Here is a 17,698-nt window from a genome sequence, read left to right on the forward strand (position 1 = left end):
GCTTAATTTATGTATATCAACATTTTTCCATCAGCCGCACGTAAAATTCTACGGTCTTGACCAGCGTGTCCACCGGCACCCTTTCGTTATTCCCATGAATCATGCCCCGCTCTTCTTTGGACAATTTCATCGCTGAGAATTTATATACGCGGTCTGTGATATCGCAGTAGTGCCACGAATCACTGCATGCCATCATCAGATACGGTGATACGAGAGCCTGAGGCCATGTGTCGGCCACCGCTTTGCAAAGTCTCTTATATTCTTCGCAGTCCGTGTCAGACTCTGCGGAGGGGTTTCTTCCTTCCACAACTGCCACTTCAATATTCTTATTGTGTATCGTCTGTTCCAAATATGCCCGCGCGGATTCCACCGTGTCTTTTCCGAGCAACCGCAGGTTCATCCCCACAGACGCCACAGGCGGAATCACATTGTAAGCTTTGCCCCCTTCCATCTTTGTCATGGCGCAGGTGGTGCGCATCATCGCATTCAATTCTCCGCCGGATTTGCGGCAGATTCTATCGAACAATCCTTCAAAGCACCACAGATTGGCAAATACAATCTTGTACACGAAAGTAGAGTGCCTGCCCAGTGTGTCCAGCATCTCCCGCACTGGTTTGGTAAGCTGGCGCGGGAACGGGTGGTTCTCTACTTCTGTAACGGCCTGTGCCAGTTCTCCCACTATCGTGTGGACAGGGGGCATGGATGCGTGGCCGCCGGAGCTTTTGGCACGGAATTCTATATTGGTAAGCCCCTTTTCCGCAATGCCTATCAGGGCGCATTCCCTTTCCACGCCGGGGAATACATTCTCTACCACGGCCCCTCCTTCATCCACAACAAGGGCCGGTTTTATTCCTCTTTCTTTTAAAAGCTTCACCATCATCGGGCAGGTAGGGCCGTTGATCTCCTCCTGACCGGAAAAGGCAAAATAGATATCATGCGAGGGGGTAAATCCTTCTGCTATCAGCTTTTCCGCCGCTTCCATGATACCGCAGAGCGTCCCCTTCGTGTCCAGCGTCCCTCTGCCCCAAAGCACGCCGTCTTCTACGATTCCTTCAAAGGCCGGCTTTTCCCACTGGCTCTCTTCCACCGGAACCACATCGTAATGGGACATCAGAACTACTGGTTCTTCTTCACTTTTTCCTTTCCAGTGATACAGCATGCCATTGATTCCCGCGAACTCCCGCCGGCACGTCTCATGTACCTTTGGATAAAGCACTGGTAAGAGTTCTCTGAATTTTTCAAATTCCTTTTGCTCAATCAGTTTCTCGTCATTATAAGAGATTGTTCTGCAGCGAATCATCTCTGCCATGTGTTCCACGATTTTCTGCTCATCCAGTTCCGGTTTTTTGCCGGAAGGCTTTATCTCTTCTTTCGGTTTAAATGCAGCGGCCCGTGCAAGAAGAATCACGAGAAACACTGCGATTACCGCCAAAACTATCCACAATATAATCATACAAACACCCCTTTTTACAGTTTTCCTTTCTTATATAGGATTCTCGCCGAGCCGATCGCTATCAGAGCCCCCACCGGAACGAGCACGCCCACGGAGCCGGACAGTGACGGTACGAGCAGGAACAAAACGACCATAAATATAAGCGGCGCCACTGCGATCTTCCAATTTTTACTCACGTATACAACCGCCAGCCCTCCGAACAGGGCGGGTAGGATATTGTCAAATGCCGGTTTCAATGCCGGGGAATTCAAAACCGGGGTCAGCGGAACCAAGAGAAGTACTCCTGCCGCAATAATCAGGGTGGTGACAATGGAGGATGTGGCAACCGCAATGGTGGAGACCAGCTCCCCCTCCTCAGTTCCCGGTTTCACTCTCGCATTTTCCATGGCGGTCAGCGCCGCCGGCACTTTTAAGTTGGTCAGATTCCCGGTCACGAACGCCAAATAAGAGCCCGCCGTTCCCAGCATCGGCACAAAGGTCAGCACCTCGATAAAGCCTACCGTCCAAAATATGGGTGCCACTCCGATCAGGCCTTTCAGCACCGGGCCAATGCCGGGCCACGCGTGATAATAAAGGCAGGCGCCAATGGGGAAGGAGAAGATAACTGCAAGTGCGAGAAGAATCCAGATTCTCCCGTAAAAATGTGTCATGTCGTCATATGTTTTTTTATTTTTCCCCATAGAGCTACCCTCCTATCACCGGTGTGATTACCACCGCGAATATCATGGCTCCCAGCATGCTGATGGGAACCGCATAATTTTCCAGCCATTTTATGCCGCATTTTTTAATCAGCAGGCCGCAGACAGCCATAAGCAATGCGGAAAAGAGAAGGACGAAGATGGGAATCCATCCTTGCAGCCCCTGTCTGATATCCGCGAAGACCATGCCTAAAAAGGCGGATATCATTCCCAAAAACAGCGCTGTCATGACAATATCCCCCCATTTGTCATCCTTCTGTTTTATTTTCATAAGGCCGCCCTGTATCTTTTTAATAAAAAGCGGTACCCAGATAAGTCCCGGGAATATACCCAGCGTCATGACCCATGCAATGGCCGTGTACACTTTAGGGTCTGTCACCATCTCGGACAGCGAGACCTGCAGTGCATTCGCCGTTGATGTAGCCGCCGGCAGCTCATATGTAATAGCGCCCAAAACACTAAGTCTCATCCATGGAAGCGCAATTCCCAAAAACTTAGATAATGTGATAACCCCCAGCAGTATGGATACAGCCGGTGCAAACGTAAATACCGCCGTAGATATCATGGTCTTTTTCATCTGCTTCATATCCATCCCCAGCTCCTTCGCCCTGTGCCACGAGCGCACGAGAAAGAATAGGGACTGGGCAATGACAAATAAAATAATGAACCCCGCCATGACGAATAAAAATGTACTGTTCGGATTAAACTGCATAGACATCCACCTCTTTCCTTTTTTGATAACTCTTGTTGCTCTTATTTTACCACTATTTACACAAAGACGCAAAGGGGACGGGTCCCGATGCATCGGGACCCGTCCCCCTCTACAATTCAAAGAATTGTCAGTCTTCTCACTTTGATTTTTTACTAGAACATACTCATGATTTCAACTTTGCTTTTTGCTCCCATTTCTCTTTTGATGACTTTGCCATCTTTGAAAACTAGAAATGTTGGAATTGACATGACTTGGTATTGTCTGGCCAGTTCCATCTGCTCATCTACATTGACCTTGCATACCTTTACTTCGGACTCATCGTCAGCGATTTCTTCGATAATGGGAAGTACCATCTGGCAAGGCCCGCACCATTCTGCCCAGAAATCTACAAGTACTGGTTTGTCTGATTCTAATACCTCTTTCTGAAAATTTTCCTTGGTTATATGAATTGCTGCCATAATTTTATTCTCCTTTTCTATGCTTTTCTTGATGTGTATTATATCCATTTTTCGACTGCTTATCTGTGATTCGGTCACAATCCATTTCTATCTTCAAATAATTGTGTGGAAAAATACCTTTCGGCTGTATCCGGCAGTATAGTGACAACCGTCTTGCCTTTTCCGAGCTTTTTAGCCATCCGCAGTGCCACTGCCACATTGCTGCCACTGGAGATACCACACATCAGCCCTTCTTTTCCGGCCAATTGTCTTGCGGTTTCCAGCGCCTCTTCATCACTGATTCGTACAATATCCGAATAGATATGCTGATTTAGGATTCGTGGTATCAAGCCATCCCCAATCCCCATCTGAATATGCCCGGTCACTTCCCCTCCTGAGAGGATGGCCGCATGCTCCGGCTCCACCGCCCATATCTCCGTCCTAGGATTGGCTTCCCGCAGCGCTTCTCCGACACCGGTTATAGTGCCTCCGGTTCCGATACCGCAGCAGAAGCCGTCTATCCGCTTTCCCGCCTGCCTTATAATCTCCAGCCCAGTCCCTTCCCTGTGCGCCATGACATTCGCCGGATTTTCAAACTGCTGGGGGACAAATACGTGGGGATTCTCCTCGGCCATTTTTTCCGCCGCTTTTAAACACTTCCCAATGCACTCCCCGATATTGCCCTCGTCGTGGATGACACGCACCTCTGCGCCATAATGCTGTACCAGCTTTCTGCGCTCCTCGCTGACAGAATCCGGCATAATAATGATTGTACGATAACCTTTCACCGCCCCGATGAGGGCGAGGCCGATTCCTTGATTACCGCTGGTAGGCTCTACGATAATGGTATCCTTGTGTATACGTCCCGCTTTTTCTGCCGTCTCTATCATCTTCATGGCCGTCCTCGTCTTAATAGAACCGCCTATATTTACCGCCTCAAACTTGACCAGTACTTCCGCATCCTCTTTTCCTGTCATTCTATTCAGCCGGATAAGCGGGGTATTCCCTGCCGCCTCCAATACATTGTCTGCTATCATAATAATTGCTCCATCATTCTTCTTAAATATTATATTCCCCCTCTCCTATTACGTCCACCACGTTTTATTCTACCACAAACGCAGAAAAGGAAGCGGCGTGCAGCGACATTTCCTTTTCAAGTGGTGGCTTGCCGGTATAGTATGCCGCTTGAGCGGCATAAAGGCAATGCAATTGCCTTAATTGCACATATGTGCAATTATTATACCATAAACAAAGTTATATTTGTAGAAGCATAGGCAACGTGATAAAATAAATTCAACAACTTTTAAAGAAAGGCGCCTTCATTGGCAGCAGGAGAAAAAATGACACGAATACCCGATAAATATTTTGCCTCCTTCCAGCAAATAGGCACGAAAAAAACATTTAAAAAAGAGGAGCTTATCTACCTCCAGAATGACTCGGCCGACTTCCTATACCTGATTGTCGAGGGCAGGGTGCGTGTTTATACCATTTCTTCTTCCGGCCGTGAGACGACACTGGAAATACTGGAAAAGGGGAGAATCTTTGGCGAATCCTCCTTCCTCAGCGGACGGGTGCGCCCTACCACGGTAGCCGCGGTAAATAACGTGACACTTATCCTGTGCCATGTGCAGAACCTGATTCCACTTCTGTCCAGCTCACCGGAACTCATGACCTTACTCTTTCAACATTTAAGCGAGACCTGCAACCATCTCTGCCGGCAGATATACCGTTTGACCAATTTTAACCGTTACCAGCAGATAGCAGATTTTTTATTAGAAGAGACATCTGCTGCCAACATCGATAAGAATATCACGGAAAACACGCTTCCCTATACCCATGAAGAAATCGGAGGAATTCTCGGCCTCAACCGGGTTACGGTGTCCCGTGTCCTGTCACAGTTCGCCCGGCAGGGACTAATTCAAAGTGATTATGGGAAAATCACAGTGTTAGACCGGAATGGCCTCGAAAATGCAACAAAAAACGACGCCGAATTGTAATCTATGCTACAGTCCATACCTCCCCTCTTGTTTATAATTTTCGTGGAGGTGTAAAATAATGAAAAATAAGCTTTTATCCTACTTAGTCATTATACTTGGGGGAAGTATGACCGCCGCTGCATTCGCTTTCTTTGTTCTGCCCCAAGGTTTGGTCGCCGGAGGCGTTACGGGACTTTCTGTGATTCTTGCCCCGTTTCTCAAACTGCCGGTATCTTGGATTGTACTGTGTATCAATATTCTGCTCTTTCTACTGGGCTGGATATTCGCAGGAAAAGAATTTGTCTTCAAAACTCTGATCATGACCTTTTTGTTCCCTTTCCTGCTGGAAGTTTTCGGTAAGATTACATACTTTCAAGCGCTGGAATCCGATCCTCTTTTAAGCAGCTTAATTGCCGGCTGCCTGCTTGGAATCGGAAGCGGCCTGATTTTAAGGGCTAACGGGTCTAGCGGAGGATTTGATATACTGGGCGTCGTGCTCAACAAGAAATTCGGAGTCGCCATCTCCGTTGTCATGTATGTCTGTGACTGTACCGTCATCCTCTATCAGGCTCTTTACAAGCCACTTACGTCTGTAGTTTACGGTATTGTCGTTATTCTGTGCTGCAGCATCATGGTAAACAAAATCATTACACACGGGGAATCTAAGGTACAGTTGTTAGTGTTTTCTAAAAATCAGGAAGACATACGGCTGCAATTACTCAACTCTTTCGACACCGGCGTGACTCTTTTAAACGCAGAGAACGGCTATCAGCGCACGGATACTAAGATTATCCTTACTATTCTGCCATACAGCAAAGTCAACGCAGTCAAAAAGATGATATATACTGTGGATCCCTATGCATTTACCGTAATTAACGGTGTAAATTATGTGGGCGGCCGAGGTTACAGCATCGGCCGGTAGAAAGGAACATACGATGAAAAAGCTCTTAACCAATCATTGGTTTATAACATTCATCACACTGACGGCCGCTACCATTCTGGCCTTCGTATTCTTTTATCTAGTTCCGCAAAATTCTGCAAATATAGCTCTGCTCTATATTCTGGCCCTTCTCGTGGTCACTCTGCGCACCACAGGATACCGGTATGGTATCTTTGCTGCGCTTTTTTCCGTCATCTGCATTAATTTCCTCTTCACTTATCCCTACTTCCATCTAAACTTTACGTTGACCGGATACCCCATCACCTTTATTGGAATGCTCGCTATCACCTTGATCACAGCCACCACTGCTGCCCGTTTAAAAAAGCAGGCAGCAATTATTGCGGAACGTGAAAAAACAATCAAGGAAGCCGAGCGCGAAAAAATCCGTGCCAATCTGCTCCGCGCCGTATCCCACGACCTGCGGACGCCTCTTACAAGTATCATCGGGGCATCCTCGTCTTTTCTCGAAGGAGAAGACTATTTGTCAGAGGAAGAAAAACGGGAACTCATCACCAACATAAATAACGATTCAAACTGGCTGCTTAATATGGTAGAAAATCTGCTCAGTGTCACACGTATACAAGAAGACGGCCAGAAAGTTAAAAAGTCACCTGAAGTTGTGGAGGAGGTGGTATCAGAGGCCGCCGGCAGGCTGAAAAAACGACTCCCAGACGCCCAGTTCAATATCCACGTGCCTTTAGAATTTCTTATGGTTCCCATGGATGCGATTCTGATTGAGCAGGTTCTTATCAACCTTCTGGAAAATGCCGTCATTCATTCTGGCAGCGACCGTCCCGCCGAATTGGGCATAACAGAGAACGAGGAGACTATCATTTTTGAAATTAAAGATTACGGACGTGGGCTGGATGATTCCCAGCTTGACAATCTATTCCTCGGGACTTACTCTGCCAGCGAAACATCGGATGGACACAAAGGCATGGGTATCGGCCTCTCTATCTGCCGTACAATTGTCGAAGCCCACGGGGGACAGATATCCGCCCGCAACCATGAACACGGCGCTGTCTTCACGTTCACACTGCCAAAAACATAGGAGTATACAAAGACCATGCAGAAAAAAATAACTATTTTATTTATTGAAGACGAAAAAAATATATTGACCTTTGTCAGCACCATTCTTAAAAAACACAATTATAAAGTTCTGACAGCCTCGACGGGAGCGGAAGGTATACAGCTCATCAATTCAAACTGTCCTGATTTGATACTTCTAGATCTTGGGCTGCCCGACATGGATGGGCAGTTGATCATTCCCACTGTCCGAGAATGGACTAATTGTCCTATCATCGTCATTTCGGCCCGCACAAATGAGCGGGAAAAAGTAAAAGCTCTTGATTATGGGGCTGACGATTACATAACCAAGCCTTTCGGCACATCCGAATTACTGGCGAGAATCCGCACCTCACTCCGGCACAGCAGTCCTCTTGACACCGACGCAGGCCGAAACACGCACACTTATCAATGCCATGAACTTGTTCTCGACTTTCATAAGCGCACGCTTGCCATTAAGGGTAACCTTGTTCATCTTACGCCGGTCGAATACAAGATTGTCGCATATCTGGCCCAGAACTCAGGAAAGGTCATAACCTATTCCGCACTTCTAAAAAATGTATGGGGCCCCTATGCAGATGAAGACAATAAGATACTCCGTGTCAATATGGCAAATATCCGAAGAAAAATAGAAGAAAATCCGGCACAGCCTCAATACATCTTTACTGAAGTCGGCGTAGGCTACCGGATGAATGAAGATGACCGCTAAAATTCCGCTAAGAAACCTCAAAATTTATTGCATCTGACACGAAAAGGTATATAGTAGATATCAAAGAGGTGATCTTATGTTTGCATGGATGATGTTTCTTTTTAATTTAGTAAAACATGACGGCTACAAGTAAACTTACTGCACCTTTGTTGCTCTCGGACAGTCCTGCAATATGAAAATAAATTTCATATTGCAGGATTTTATTCATTTTATATGGAAAAACATGATAATCAACGCAAGAAATACAATAACCTAACGGTTCTTGTCAAGATAGGTTTTTTACACTGCTCTTCCTCTTTTCTTACCTCTAGACACTAGAAGTTATTTGTCATCCTTATTCCGCTTGTTGTGTCTATACTTAATAAAATAAGCAGCCGCCGCTGCACTGAACAGTAATGCACAGCAACAATGCAGCACTAATAAAATATCAAAGATTCCCCTATGGTTGTAGGTAAGGGGAATAGTAATGAGCCAAATCACCGCACCTATCGTAAATAGCATTGATGAAACCAGATATTCCTTTTTCCAATTCATAGTTTAGCCCTCCTTTCTGATTGTCGGCCAGAGACACTTCTGAACGTATTGAAGTGCCTCTGGCCATTAAAAATCATTTCATTTTAGCGCCCCTTGGTTTCGGTACTTTATTGCTTACGGGAGTAGCGTTTTAGCTTTTGGTATTCCCGTTCTACTTTATCACTATAACCTTTGTTGTTTGTAAAACGAATAACATCATTTAGTGGCTTTGAATTTCATCATTTGTATGCAAATAATTATTGTTCCTACTCCGTATCCCATCGGTGCAAAATACCATATGTTTTCGTTTATAAATACAGTGCCGAAAAATCCAAAAAGGCAGAAAATACCGCTGATTAGCAAGGTTGTTTTTATATTGCATTCTACTTTATCTTTATTCGTAATTGTTATGCCAATGCACAAAAAGGCAAGACCAGTGAAGAACCCCCATGCCAGATAGTCTATAGCCATTTCAACAGATGGCCAAAAACCAATTTGAAAATAGGTAGGAATATCTACCCCTTCACTTATAAGCGCTCTCGTAACTGTTATGTTTACTATATGAGTGGCACCTGTCAGCGCACAGGTGCAAGTCATAAACGCAAGCATAGCTTTTTTATATGTGGATGCTATTGACACGAGGGTGCTAAGTTCTAATAATACTATTCACTTAATTTTCTTTTTTATAATCCACATTGTTATAAGAATAGCCATAACAATAATAGCTGTAAGTATTACCCGAATCTCAATACCCACATACCACGGAGCGGATTGCGACGCGTATATATTAGGATGTGTTTTGTAATCATAGTACTGATAAATGCTGCTCCCTATAAAAACTCCGATGAAGCACAACAATACTATTTTCAAAATATTATATAGTTTCTTCATTGCTAGACCTCCATAGCCTGCTTTCACAACTATTCTTTCCATATCTTGGGTTTCATAGCACCGTTTTTAACATAAAAATGTTTTCTTCTGATCCTATCATCAATGTTTTCAGCATCCACATCACATCTTTCAATGGATACAATAATTTTATTATCTGGATATAAGAACTGGACTTTGCTTAAAATTTCACTTCTTTTATTTTGATTTGCATATCGAACTACTCCTTAAATTTCCGCTTTTTCTATGTAACCACTCTTTATCTTTTTTTGAATGGTAATACCATAAGATTTCCAATCAATGCAAATCCTCCATATACGAATGTATAAATCCAAGCACTCGAATTATAAAAAATAAAGATGGATGGGATAAACATGATTGCCACAATCAATGTATACCAATAGCGAAAATTATTTTTTATGCCATAAAAGATTGATGTAATTAAACAAATAAGTGGAATAACAATTAACATAAGTAATATTCCACTCCCTGTATCTTTTATCAATAAAGGACAACCATAATAGCCAAGAAATATAATCACATAAAATATTAAATTTTGCTTGAGACTATGTTTGCTCATCATGCATCCCATTTCATGTCTTAGCTTTTTACTATATTTCACTTTTATATAAACTGGAATTTTTAATATGATTCATCTCATGAATTATTTAAAATTGCTTCTATTTGAAAGATATATTTAAACTGTATCAAACTATCAGAATCTTTCTCCTGCCCTTCCAATTCTTCTTTCAATGAATTCTTTTCATCAATGATAAAATAGATACATTGACACCCATATTCAACTGCCTTAGGCATAAAATAGTCAGCAACCCATTTAGTATCTTCTGGTATGTTTTCAAATCCAGTTCTGGTATCCGCAACATAATTACATTTGTATTGCTTTATGACTTCTAATGCATACTCTAAAGGTTTTCTATAATTACCTTTACAACAAAACTTTTTCCACTTCACAAATACTACATTATAAGTCTCTTCATAATTCACATCGCAATATTCAGATAAATACATTTACACACCTCTCTAACTTCTAATTTTTACTATTTCTTATCACTTCTTTATCTGAAATTTCACTATTTTTTATCTTCAAATTTCTTTTTTTTATTAAAATATGATACAGCAAAGATAACAGCATATACTCCTGTATAGTTTAATGCAAAAATAGGATAAGGTGGTTTTTCGCCAATTTCAACAAAGAAACTTAAGCAAAAAATAAATAATAGGATGAGAAGTAATGAAACTATATAATGTACACATTCTTGTAGTAATCTATTTTTTAATTTTACGGTTCTAAAAAGACAGATAAAGCCTACACCTAGAATACAAATAGCTCCCCGTAATAAAATATGTGTATTGCTGTCATATCCTTTTTCCTGTATTGCAAGTTGGATAATACTGCTACAAAATGTTGTTACTGCAAACAATACACAAACAAGCAAGAAGTATTTTTGAGCTTCTTTTAACATTGTATATTACCCCCTCAAATTCAAATTCTTAAAGTTCTTTATTTACTTATACAAACTGGGATTTGTAGAGTTTCTAGCCTATGTTTCACTTGTACTTCCAATTTCAAGCAAATTCCCCTCTGGGTCAGCTACATAAAAATTGCGGATACCGAAAGGATAAGTGATGGGTTCTCCTGTGGGAAACTGCACACCCAACTTTGACAGACGCTCATACTCCAAATCTACCTCAGCAAAATTGGGTAGCCAAAGAGCGATTTCAAATGTCTGATTGATACCCTTTGGAAGTACATAGTCTTCTCCTATTGCCTTTACAAATTCTTTCCTGCTATACATAAATAAGGATAGTTCTCCACTTGCAGTTTCAAAATCCGCAAAAGGTCCACCACTCCATTGAGTTTGAAAGCCTAGTGTATCTCTATAAAATCGAACCATATTTTCCATGTCACCGACCAGCAGACTCACGCCGATACGTACATCTTTTCCATTCACTATCAATACCCCCTCTACAAATTCAAAGTTTCCAGAAAACTGATTACATTGGTTTTAGATTTTTATTGAGCCTGTCCACCATCCAGACAATTCGCTTTTCCCGTCCGGCATCTGTCTTTGCGTCAAAGTATGCCCGTGTATAAGTCTTCTTTACGGATGGAGACATGGCTTGAAAATTTGTGTGAGCGGGTTCGTACCCTTCCAACAATGCAGACAGGCAGGCAATCTGTTCCTCTGTAATGATTGCCAGAGGGTTTGAAGCATCCCACTGACCGTTCTTCTTGGCCTCATCTACCTTCTTCCTGCCAAAGTTAGTCATAAGCCCTTGTTCCTCAAGCTTTTTCACCAGCGCCTTGTTCTTCTCGGACCATTTGCTATTCTTTCTGCGCAGAGAAAAATACTTCTTGTATGTCTTATCATCAATCTTTTCCATCTGTCCATCAATCCAGCCAAAACAGAGAGCTTCTTCCCGAGCCTCTCCTGCTTTTATAGTTTTTGGCCCACCAGCCTTACCGAACAAGAGCCAAATACCATCATTTGTAAGACAATGTTCACTGAGCCATTCACGAAATTCTTTTCTATTGTCAAATTTCATTGTTTCGCTTATGATATATCCCTCCTTATCGTTTGCTTTGCTCGCCAAAAGCGTGCAATTACCAATTTTTCTACCGACTAAACGGGAATTTATCTTGATTTGACAATGCTGTTTACTATAGACTTAAACTGAGTGGAAAGCTCTTTTGGTGTACCGATTAAATCATTATTAGCAACCTCCATTATCTCTCGTAAGTCCACTAAATCTTCGCGCATAAACAATTCACATAAGTACCGCTTCATTCTGCCGTTGTTATACTTTTCTAAAGCTGTCATTAAAAGATTTTTTCGTTCTTTATATTCTTGATACCAGATATCAAATCCGTTTTCCAATATACAATGGCAAACCTTAGTATAATGTTCATTAGTATTTAGGTCACTAAAGTCTCCGATTTCTTTTACTTTTTCACAAGGAAATTCTTTACATAATGCACAATGAAGCATTTTCTTTTCCTTACAACATTTGGCAATCTTACATGGTGCAGAATAATAACCATCTTGAGAACAACCAGAACAAGCACTATCTCCATTCACAATATGACGATTACACAAAGCGCACATGATACCACAATAGCCATAAGGCAAATCGTACATTCCAGCACCTCCTTTAAAATTTCTATTTTTTCTCTCGGATAAACTGGAAATCACCATTTTCCTTTCTTTATCCATTAAAACCTCCGTCAATTCCGATTTGTCGCGCTGTTCAGCTTATTCATCGGAGCTAACATAAATTATCTACAACTACTTTTTTGCATAATTGTCTTTCTATATTAATTTCGATTTATCGAACAATCGCCTTACCGTTCAAGGCAAAAGTTTTATATAAATCTCTTTTTCCGCGTCAAACACAAAGCCGCAAGATAGCAGCAGACCGCAGGAAGCCTCGTTTTCCGGCTCCGGCTGCACCACAATTCTTTTGGCATCAGGGTGGAGGGCAATCCTGTCTGTTAAGTCCGCCACAATCATTTTGCCAAATCCATTGCGGAGGCAGTCGGATTCCCCAATCATGTAGTCAATGCTGTAAGACCCGCCCAACGCTGTGTATCCTCCCCATAGCTCATCGCTGTCTTTGCAGGCGTAATACTGGCAAAAACCGATGGGCTGACCTTCGTGCTCCACAATAAAGTGGTAAATCCAGTAAAACTCGCCGTCCTGCTCCTCAACTTCATGAATCCAATCCAGTGGATTGTGGTACCATCTGGCAACGTGTGGCGTATACAGCCATTTCTTGAAAACGGGCAAATCCGTCTGTTCCATTTTTCTAATCTTAAACATATATTTATCCTCAAAATGCATTTTATAGTCCTCATTCTGATTATACATTAAAATGAAGGTTAATGTCACCCAATCATCGGGAAAAGATACAGGGAATCAGTCCATCCGCTTTGATGTTGTATTCGCCCTTTTATTTTATGGATGGACCAGTCAAATTTATCAGTTTTAAGGATCGTATTCTGACTATAACATTTTGCGTAAGGTCCATAAAAATAACAGTTTTGCACAACCGTCACTTATTTGGTAACAGCCCGTCCACGATTCCCAGTTCATAGGCGGTCTCCTTTTCTCTAAGTGACATAGGGCGGCCTTGCTTTGTCAAGGCCGCCCTATGTCGCTCATCTAATTACCACGTATCTGGTTTACGGCTTCGAGAGGGTACATGGTACGTTTGGCAACTTCCTCAGACGACATGCCTTGAGCGAAAAAGCGTTTGAACACCATAGTCATATCCTCTGCGATTTCCACAATATGTTTATCCGGGTCATATACCCGAATGTTGCGCTGTCCCCAAGGATATTCCCTGATTTCATGTACCCACTGCAGATTAGGTATACATTTCAGCTCGGCGCACACCTGATCTAAATCTTCCACTTCAAAATATAACTGGAAGTTATGTGACTGCTCTTTCAGGCTATCGGAAGCTATGCCAACAATTTCAGCATACCCCTGCTGCAGGGAAAAACCTTCAAAGGCTACATGTTCGCCAATATCCATTACAGCGGTTTGATGAAGCACGGTTTCATAAAAGTTCTTAGCGGCGGATATATCCTTAACCGCCAAAAGGCAACCTTGATATTTCATGTTTTATTCCTCCTTCGAGGAAAGTATATGATAAATTTCCGTCCCATCATAGTAAAAATCAGACATGGTTTTTAAATAATTTTGAGGGCTGACACCGCTGATGGCCTTAAAATCTTTATCAAAATGGGCCTGATCGAAGTATCCGGCCTGCTGCGACAATGCAGCAAAGAAGCAGGAAGATGTTTGAATATGCTTTAGAACATAATTAAAACGGACTAAGCGCGCATAGTTCTTAACATTCATTCCGATTTGTGCGAGAAACAGACGGTTTAAGTGTCGTTCACTATAACCGCATTGCCGGGCAGTTTCCTGCACTTGTATTTGCCCGTGTCTATCAGAAATCAATGTGGTTGCAAATAGCAAAGCGTCCGAAACGACCTGCTTTTCCATGCGTTGGTATAATATTTTTTCACAAGCATTTACCAGCTCAGTTGTGGTTTCTGACATCACAAATACTTGATGCAATAATCTGTAAAGCTCGCAGTCAATGTCTACGAGCGAAAGGCGTTTGTCCGCAAATTCAGCTTGGCTTTGGCGAGTAATCTGATACAAGCCATATGGCGAAAGTTGAATAAGCAGCAGGATGCGATAGCTGTTTGGCTCCGCGCCTAACGGTATAGGTGTCAGGGACGCGCCCCATAGTTCGGCCTTTACTATGTCTCCATCGAAAGCAAGCGACAATGTTCCGCAAGCGTTAGGCATGAGCGTATATTGAGGAAGGAACGTATCCTTCTGCGGGAACACGACATCATAATACTGAATATAGTTTCTGAGGCCCATATGGGACGGCAAAACATTGAATTGCTTTTCCTTTTGAAAAATCATAAAGTTTTCTCCTACGTTAGTATAGCATCTCTCTATGTAAAAAGAGTATGAAAAAATTTATTTTTCGTTCACTAAATACTTTTTTGTTTTCTGAAATCGAAACATTCGCAATGCGCAGCTGATCCTCTTCTGTTGCTTCCGGATTTCCCATAAAAAGTCCATTCTATACCTGTGTGCTCAATTTTTAAATTGTGCAAGTATTTCTTCAAAGCCTGTACAGTCACGGATAAATGCGTATTCTTCCTTTGTAGATAATACGGCACAAAAGCTGTCTGTATCTCTGTTACTCCATTAAGCACTCGATGTTCCCAAATTTTTTCTGCATCTTTGTATCCCTCCTGCTGTTGAAAAATCCCCTCGATTTCGTGCATAGGAAATCAACATACTGGTTGTGGTATCTCTTATTTCTGGACCGTCTTATCGACTTCATTAACAAAATTTTCAATCTCTATATCTGTCAAATCATCTTTGAAAGACATTAACATATTTATTCCAAAAACAAAATGATAACTGCAATGAAACAAAGCATTTATGAGTATGGCATATTTTCCATAATTAGAATTTAACTGTCTTGGTAAAATGTATCCTCGCCACAGTATTTCTTCCCCTACATAATTGAAGAAAAAAACACAGGAGGAAAAATTGCATACCATAATTCACTTCCATGCAAAGGTGATACAGCATAATAATCCTGCAATTATTAAACCTATTACAATCCATAGATAGTCTTTTTTGCTTAATTTATGTAAATAAAGTGCACTCTGAATTGTTTTAAAATTCATCGCATACCCATCCTTTTTCAATAATATAAATGCAGTAGAAAATATTGGAATAAAAAGTAAAAATGTTCCTGCAAACATCCACACTATATATTCTGTTGTATTTAAACAATGGGATAACCAAGGGACAAAATTTTAATAACAACATAAAATTGTATTCCTGCTATCATAAATATAGAAAATGACTTTGATAATGATATAGTTTTAGGCTCATTATTTTTCATTAAATCACCTCTATTTGACTGATATTACTTTCTTCGCAAATAATTTCTTTTAATACGTCATCTAAAATAACCTCCATAATAACCTGTTGATTATCAGTATTATCTTTTTGTAGATTTAGAAAACTAATTGCTAATGTCTGCAATATTTTTGTTGTAATATCAATACTGCAATTGAAATGGATACCATATTCTTGCAATTTAATTATTTCAAGACTATCATCTTTTGAATGAGCTTCCATTACTTCACGTGGTAACTTACGAAATAAATATTCTGCCGTTTCACTATCAGCTCGTTTCAGCATAGGATATTTTTGTAATCCATTAAACATACAAAGAAAGCACTTCTTACAAAGCATTCTAGGAGGTAAGGAACTATTTTCATTTAAAAATTCATCCATTTCAGACCACATCTTTTTTTGAAGATTTCCAGCTATATCCATGTAAAGGGACTCTTTATTTGGGTAGAATGAATAGAAAGAACCCTTGGCAATACCAGTAGCTTTTACGATTTCATCGATAGATACTTTTTTATGCCGAATAATGTAAGTAATCTTTCGCCCTCTCGCAACATTTTTTCCCTTATTATTTCTTTTTCAGTTTCGCTAAACTTTGGCATAAACGTCCCCCCATTTTATATGACTATTAATATTTATTCGGTCATATAGATTGTGTCTCTTGTTTTATATCCTGTCAACAAAATTGACTCATATATACTAAAATTACCAGCTCTATTTTTCTTGTTTGATATTTGTTGTTATTTTTTGGCAAAGACCTGTAATCTACGAAATGTTTCAAAACAAGTACCATCTGGTTGTTGAGTTTTGGCAAGCATTTCTTCAATTATTTCTTTACGAAAAATGTTCTTTAATCTATCTGGAACACATTGGATAAATGGTATAATACTCGGTTGCTCTATCCACTTTATCATTTCATCGGCATTAGAAAAGAATCTATCTCTATTTACTTCTGTAATTGCATAGTCTGAAAAGCCGATTTTGGAAATAATTTCTTCATACTGAGATTTTGATGGCATAAACCAGGGCCATTCAAAATCCTTGAAAAATTCTACATATTTATCTTCAAATATTTTTCTGCGGATCACAGCAAAAAAATTAGCGCAGTTTCCCTCTCCCCCAAAATCCCATAATATTACACCGCCTGTTTTCAATGCTTCATAAGAATTATGCAAAAGTTGCTGGTGATTTTTAATCCAGTGTAATGCTGCATTGGAAAAAATGACATCAAACTCATTTGTAAAATTCATTGCATTAATATCCATTTGAACGAACTCAAGATTATCCTTTTTAATCTTTTGTGCAGTTTTAATCATTCCGATAGAAGCGTCAATACCTTTCACTTTTCCTTCTGATACGATTGAAGATAATTGCTCTGTTAGAACTCCATCACCGCATCCTAAATCCAATATCCTCTCATGTCCTTGTAAAGATAATTGGGATATTAGATTTTCTCCCCATTCTTTTTGGTGGATAGAAGCAGTTTTGTATTTTTCGCCGTCAAATTCAAATGTATTCATAATAATACCTCCTAAAAAATTATGATAATCAGGTGCTAAGATTCCGCTAAGGAAATGTCAAAACCCTTTTCTTTTATACTATCAAGAATTAAAATACTCCTATCGAACGATAAAGGAGTTGACGAGATGGATTTAGGTAATATTGGAATGATGATTCTCATGGTAATCGGAGGCTTGACCGGCCTCGTCACAACAATCGCTATCAGCCTTGGGCTGCCGGCTGTTATTATCTGGAAACTATACCGCCGCATCGTAAAAGGCATCCCATTCACACAATAGAAGCCATTCAGAAAAGAGAC

Annotated in this window: 23 protein-coding genes and 1 pseudogene; 5 read left to right on the forward strand and 19 right to left on the reverse strand. The window is 41.1% G+C overall.

Annotation, left to right across the window (positions count from 1 at the left end; genetic code table 11):
- Positions 1-16: 16 nt before the first annotated feature.
- The 5 genes from BN6465_RS14070 to cysK form a co-directional block, all read right to left on the reverse strand.
- Positions 17-1,453: a M20 family peptidase gene (locus BN6465_RS14070; protein ID WP_066736393.1), complete on the reverse strand. Its 1,437-nt coding sequence runs from the start codon at positions 1,451-1,453 to the stop codon at positions 17-19.
- A gap of 14 nt (positions 1,454-1,467) precedes the next feature.
- Complete coding sequence (locus tag BN6465_RS14075; protein WP_066736394.1) at positions 1,468-2,133, reverse strand: hypothetical protein; 666 nt, start codon at positions 2,131-2,133, stop codon at positions 1,468-1,470.
- A 4-nt stretch (positions 2,134-2,137) separates the two neighbouring features.
- Positions 2,138-2,863, reverse strand: a complete 726-nt coding sequence (locus BN6465_RS14080) for a DUF5058 family protein (protein WP_066736396.1) — start codon at positions 2,861-2,863, stop codon at positions 2,138-2,140.
- Positions 2,864-3,015: 152 nt separating this feature from the next.
- Positions 3,016-3,369, reverse strand: a complete 354-nt coding sequence (gene trxA, locus BN6465_RS14085; RefSeq protein WP_074017798.1) for a thioredoxin — start codon at positions 3,367-3,369, stop codon at positions 3,016-3,018.
- A 26-nt stretch (positions 3,370-3,395) separates the two neighbouring features.
- Positions 3,396-4,337 (reverse strand): cysteine synthase A, encoded by a 942-nt coding sequence (gene cysK, locus BN6465_RS14090; protein ID WP_066736397.1) that lies wholly within the window; start codon positions 4,335-4,337, stop codon positions 3,396-3,398.
- 303 nt (positions 4,338-4,640) lie between these two features.
- Between cysK and BN6465_RS14095 the strand changes: the two genes are divergently transcribed.
- From BN6465_RS14095 to BN6465_RS14110, 4 genes are read left to right on the forward strand one after another with little or no spacing between them, the layout of a single operon-like run.
- Positions 4,641-5,297: a Crp/Fnr family transcriptional regulator gene (locus tag BN6465_RS14095; protein WP_066736398.1), complete on the forward strand. Its 657-nt coding sequence runs from the start codon at positions 4,641-4,643 to the stop codon at positions 5,295-5,297.
- Between the two features lie 58 nt (positions 5,298-5,355).
- Complete coding sequence (locus BN6465_RS14100; RefSeq protein WP_066736400.1) at positions 5,356-6,198, forward strand: YitT family protein; 843 nt, start codon at positions 5,356-5,358, stop codon at positions 6,196-6,198.
- Positions 6,199-6,211: 13 nt separating this feature from the next.
- Positions 6,212-7,267 carry a sensor histidine kinase gene (locus tag BN6465_RS14105; protein WP_082891719.1) on the forward strand — a complete coding sequence of 352 codons (1,056 nt, stop codon included), beginning with the start codon at positions 6,212-6,214 and terminating at the stop codon, positions 7,265-7,267.
- 15 nt (positions 7,268-7,282) lie between these two features.
- A complete protein-coding gene (locus tag BN6465_RS14110; RefSeq protein WP_066736404.1) occupies positions 7,283-7,990 on the forward strand; it encodes a response regulator in 708 nt (235 codons plus the stop codon).
- Positions 7,991-8,311: 321 nt separating this feature from the next.
- Here the strand turns inward: BN6465_RS14110 and BN6465_RS14115 are convergent, their stop codons facing one another.
- From BN6465_RS14115 to BN6465_RS14190, 14 genes and pseudogenes are all read right to left on the reverse strand, one after another.
- Positions 8,312-8,524: a hypothetical protein gene (locus BN6465_RS14115; RefSeq protein ID WP_066736406.1), complete on the reverse strand. Its 213-nt coding sequence runs from the start codon at positions 8,522-8,524 to the stop codon at positions 8,312-8,314.
- Positions 8,525-9,169: 645 nt separating this feature from the next.
- A complete protein-coding gene (locus tag BN6465_RS14125) occupies positions 9,170-9,394 on the reverse strand; it encodes a hypothetical protein (protein ID WP_066736413.1) in 225 nt (74 codons plus the stop codon).
- A gap of 654 nt (positions 9,395-10,048) precedes the next feature.
- Positions 10,049-10,420, reverse strand: a complete 372-nt coding sequence (locus tag BN6465_RS14135; protein ID WP_066736417.1) for a hypothetical protein — start codon at positions 10,418-10,420, stop codon at positions 10,049-10,051.
- A gap of 62 nt (positions 10,421-10,482) precedes the next feature.
- Positions 10,483-10,875 carry a DUF6608 family protein gene (locus BN6465_RS14140; RefSeq protein WP_066736419.1) on the reverse strand — a complete coding sequence of 131 codons (393 nt, stop codon included), beginning with the start codon at positions 10,873-10,875 and terminating at the stop codon, positions 10,483-10,485.
- A gap of 78 nt (positions 10,876-10,953) precedes the next feature.
- Positions 10,954-11,364 carry a VOC family protein gene (locus BN6465_RS14145; RefSeq protein WP_066736421.1) on the reverse strand — a complete coding sequence of 137 codons (411 nt, stop codon included), beginning with the start codon at positions 11,362-11,364 and terminating at the stop codon, positions 10,954-10,956.
- Positions 11,365-11,407: 43 nt separating this feature from the next.
- Entirely contained in the window at positions 11,408-11,959 is a 552-nt protein-coding gene (locus BN6465_RS14150; protein WP_264466687.1) for a YdeI/OmpD-associated family protein, read from the reverse strand.
- A gap of 89 nt (positions 11,960-12,048) precedes the next feature.
- Positions 12,049-12,627 carry a DUF3795 domain-containing protein gene (locus BN6465_RS14155; protein WP_066736423.1) on the reverse strand — a complete coding sequence of 193 codons (579 nt, stop codon included), beginning with the start codon at positions 12,625-12,627 and terminating at the stop codon, positions 12,049-12,051.
- 135 nt (positions 12,628-12,762) lie between these two features.
- Positions 12,763-13,233, reverse strand: coding sequence for a GNAT family N-acetyltransferase (locus BN6465_RS14160; RefSeq protein WP_066738683.1), 471 nt, complete (start codon positions 13,231-13,233; stop codon positions 12,763-12,765).
- A gap of 342 nt (positions 13,234-13,575) precedes the next feature.
- Positions 13,576-14,037: a VOC family protein gene (locus BN6465_RS14165; RefSeq protein ID WP_066736425.1), complete on the reverse strand. Its 462-nt coding sequence runs from the start codon at positions 14,035-14,037 to the stop codon at positions 13,576-13,578.
- A 3-nt stretch (positions 14,038-14,040) separates the two neighbouring features.
- Complete coding sequence (locus BN6465_RS14170) at positions 14,041-14,862, reverse strand: helix-turn-helix domain-containing protein (protein WP_066736427.1); 822 nt, start codon at positions 14,860-14,862, stop codon at positions 14,041-14,043.
- Positions 14,863-15,263: 401 nt separating this feature from the next.
- The gene (locus BN6465_RS21610) at positions 15,264-15,515 is read right to left on the reverse strand and encodes a CPBP family intramembrane glutamic endopeptidase (protein ID WP_227183360.1); all 252 of its coding nucleotides are present in this window, start codon (positions 15,513-15,515) and stop codon (positions 15,264-15,266) included.
- 349 nt (positions 15,516-15,864) lie between these two features.
- The gene (locus tag BN6465_RS14185) at positions 15,865-16,305 is read right to left on the reverse strand and encodes a TetR/AcrR family transcriptional regulator (protein ID WP_227183358.1); all 441 of its coding nucleotides are present in this window, start codon (positions 16,303-16,305) and stop codon (positions 15,865-15,867) included.
- Positions 16,306-16,344: 39 nt separating this feature from the next.
- Positions 16,345-16,416: pseudogene (locus BN6465_RS21725) on the reverse strand (hypothetical protein); the annotation flags it as partial.
- Positions 16,417-16,619: 203 nt separating this feature from the next.
- Positions 16,620-17,399 carry a class I SAM-dependent methyltransferase gene (locus tag BN6465_RS14190; RefSeq protein WP_066736432.1) on the reverse strand — a complete coding sequence of 260 codons (780 nt, stop codon included), beginning with the start codon at positions 17,397-17,399 and terminating at the stop codon, positions 16,620-16,622.
- Between the two features lie 126 nt (positions 17,400-17,525).
- Here BN6465_RS14190 and BN6465_RS21025 point away from each other — a divergent pair, with 126 nt between their 5' ends.
- Complete coding sequence (locus BN6465_RS21025) at positions 17,526-17,678, forward strand: hypothetical protein (protein ID WP_199882844.1); 153 nt, start codon at positions 17,526-17,528, stop codon at positions 17,676-17,678.
- Positions 17,679-17,698 lie beyond the last annotated feature (20 nt).

The organism is Bariatricus massiliensis, from assembly GCF_900086725.1.
Taxonomy (GTDB): Bacteria; Bacillota; Clostridia; order Lachnospirales; family Lachnospiraceae; genus Allocoprococcus; species Allocoprococcus massiliensis.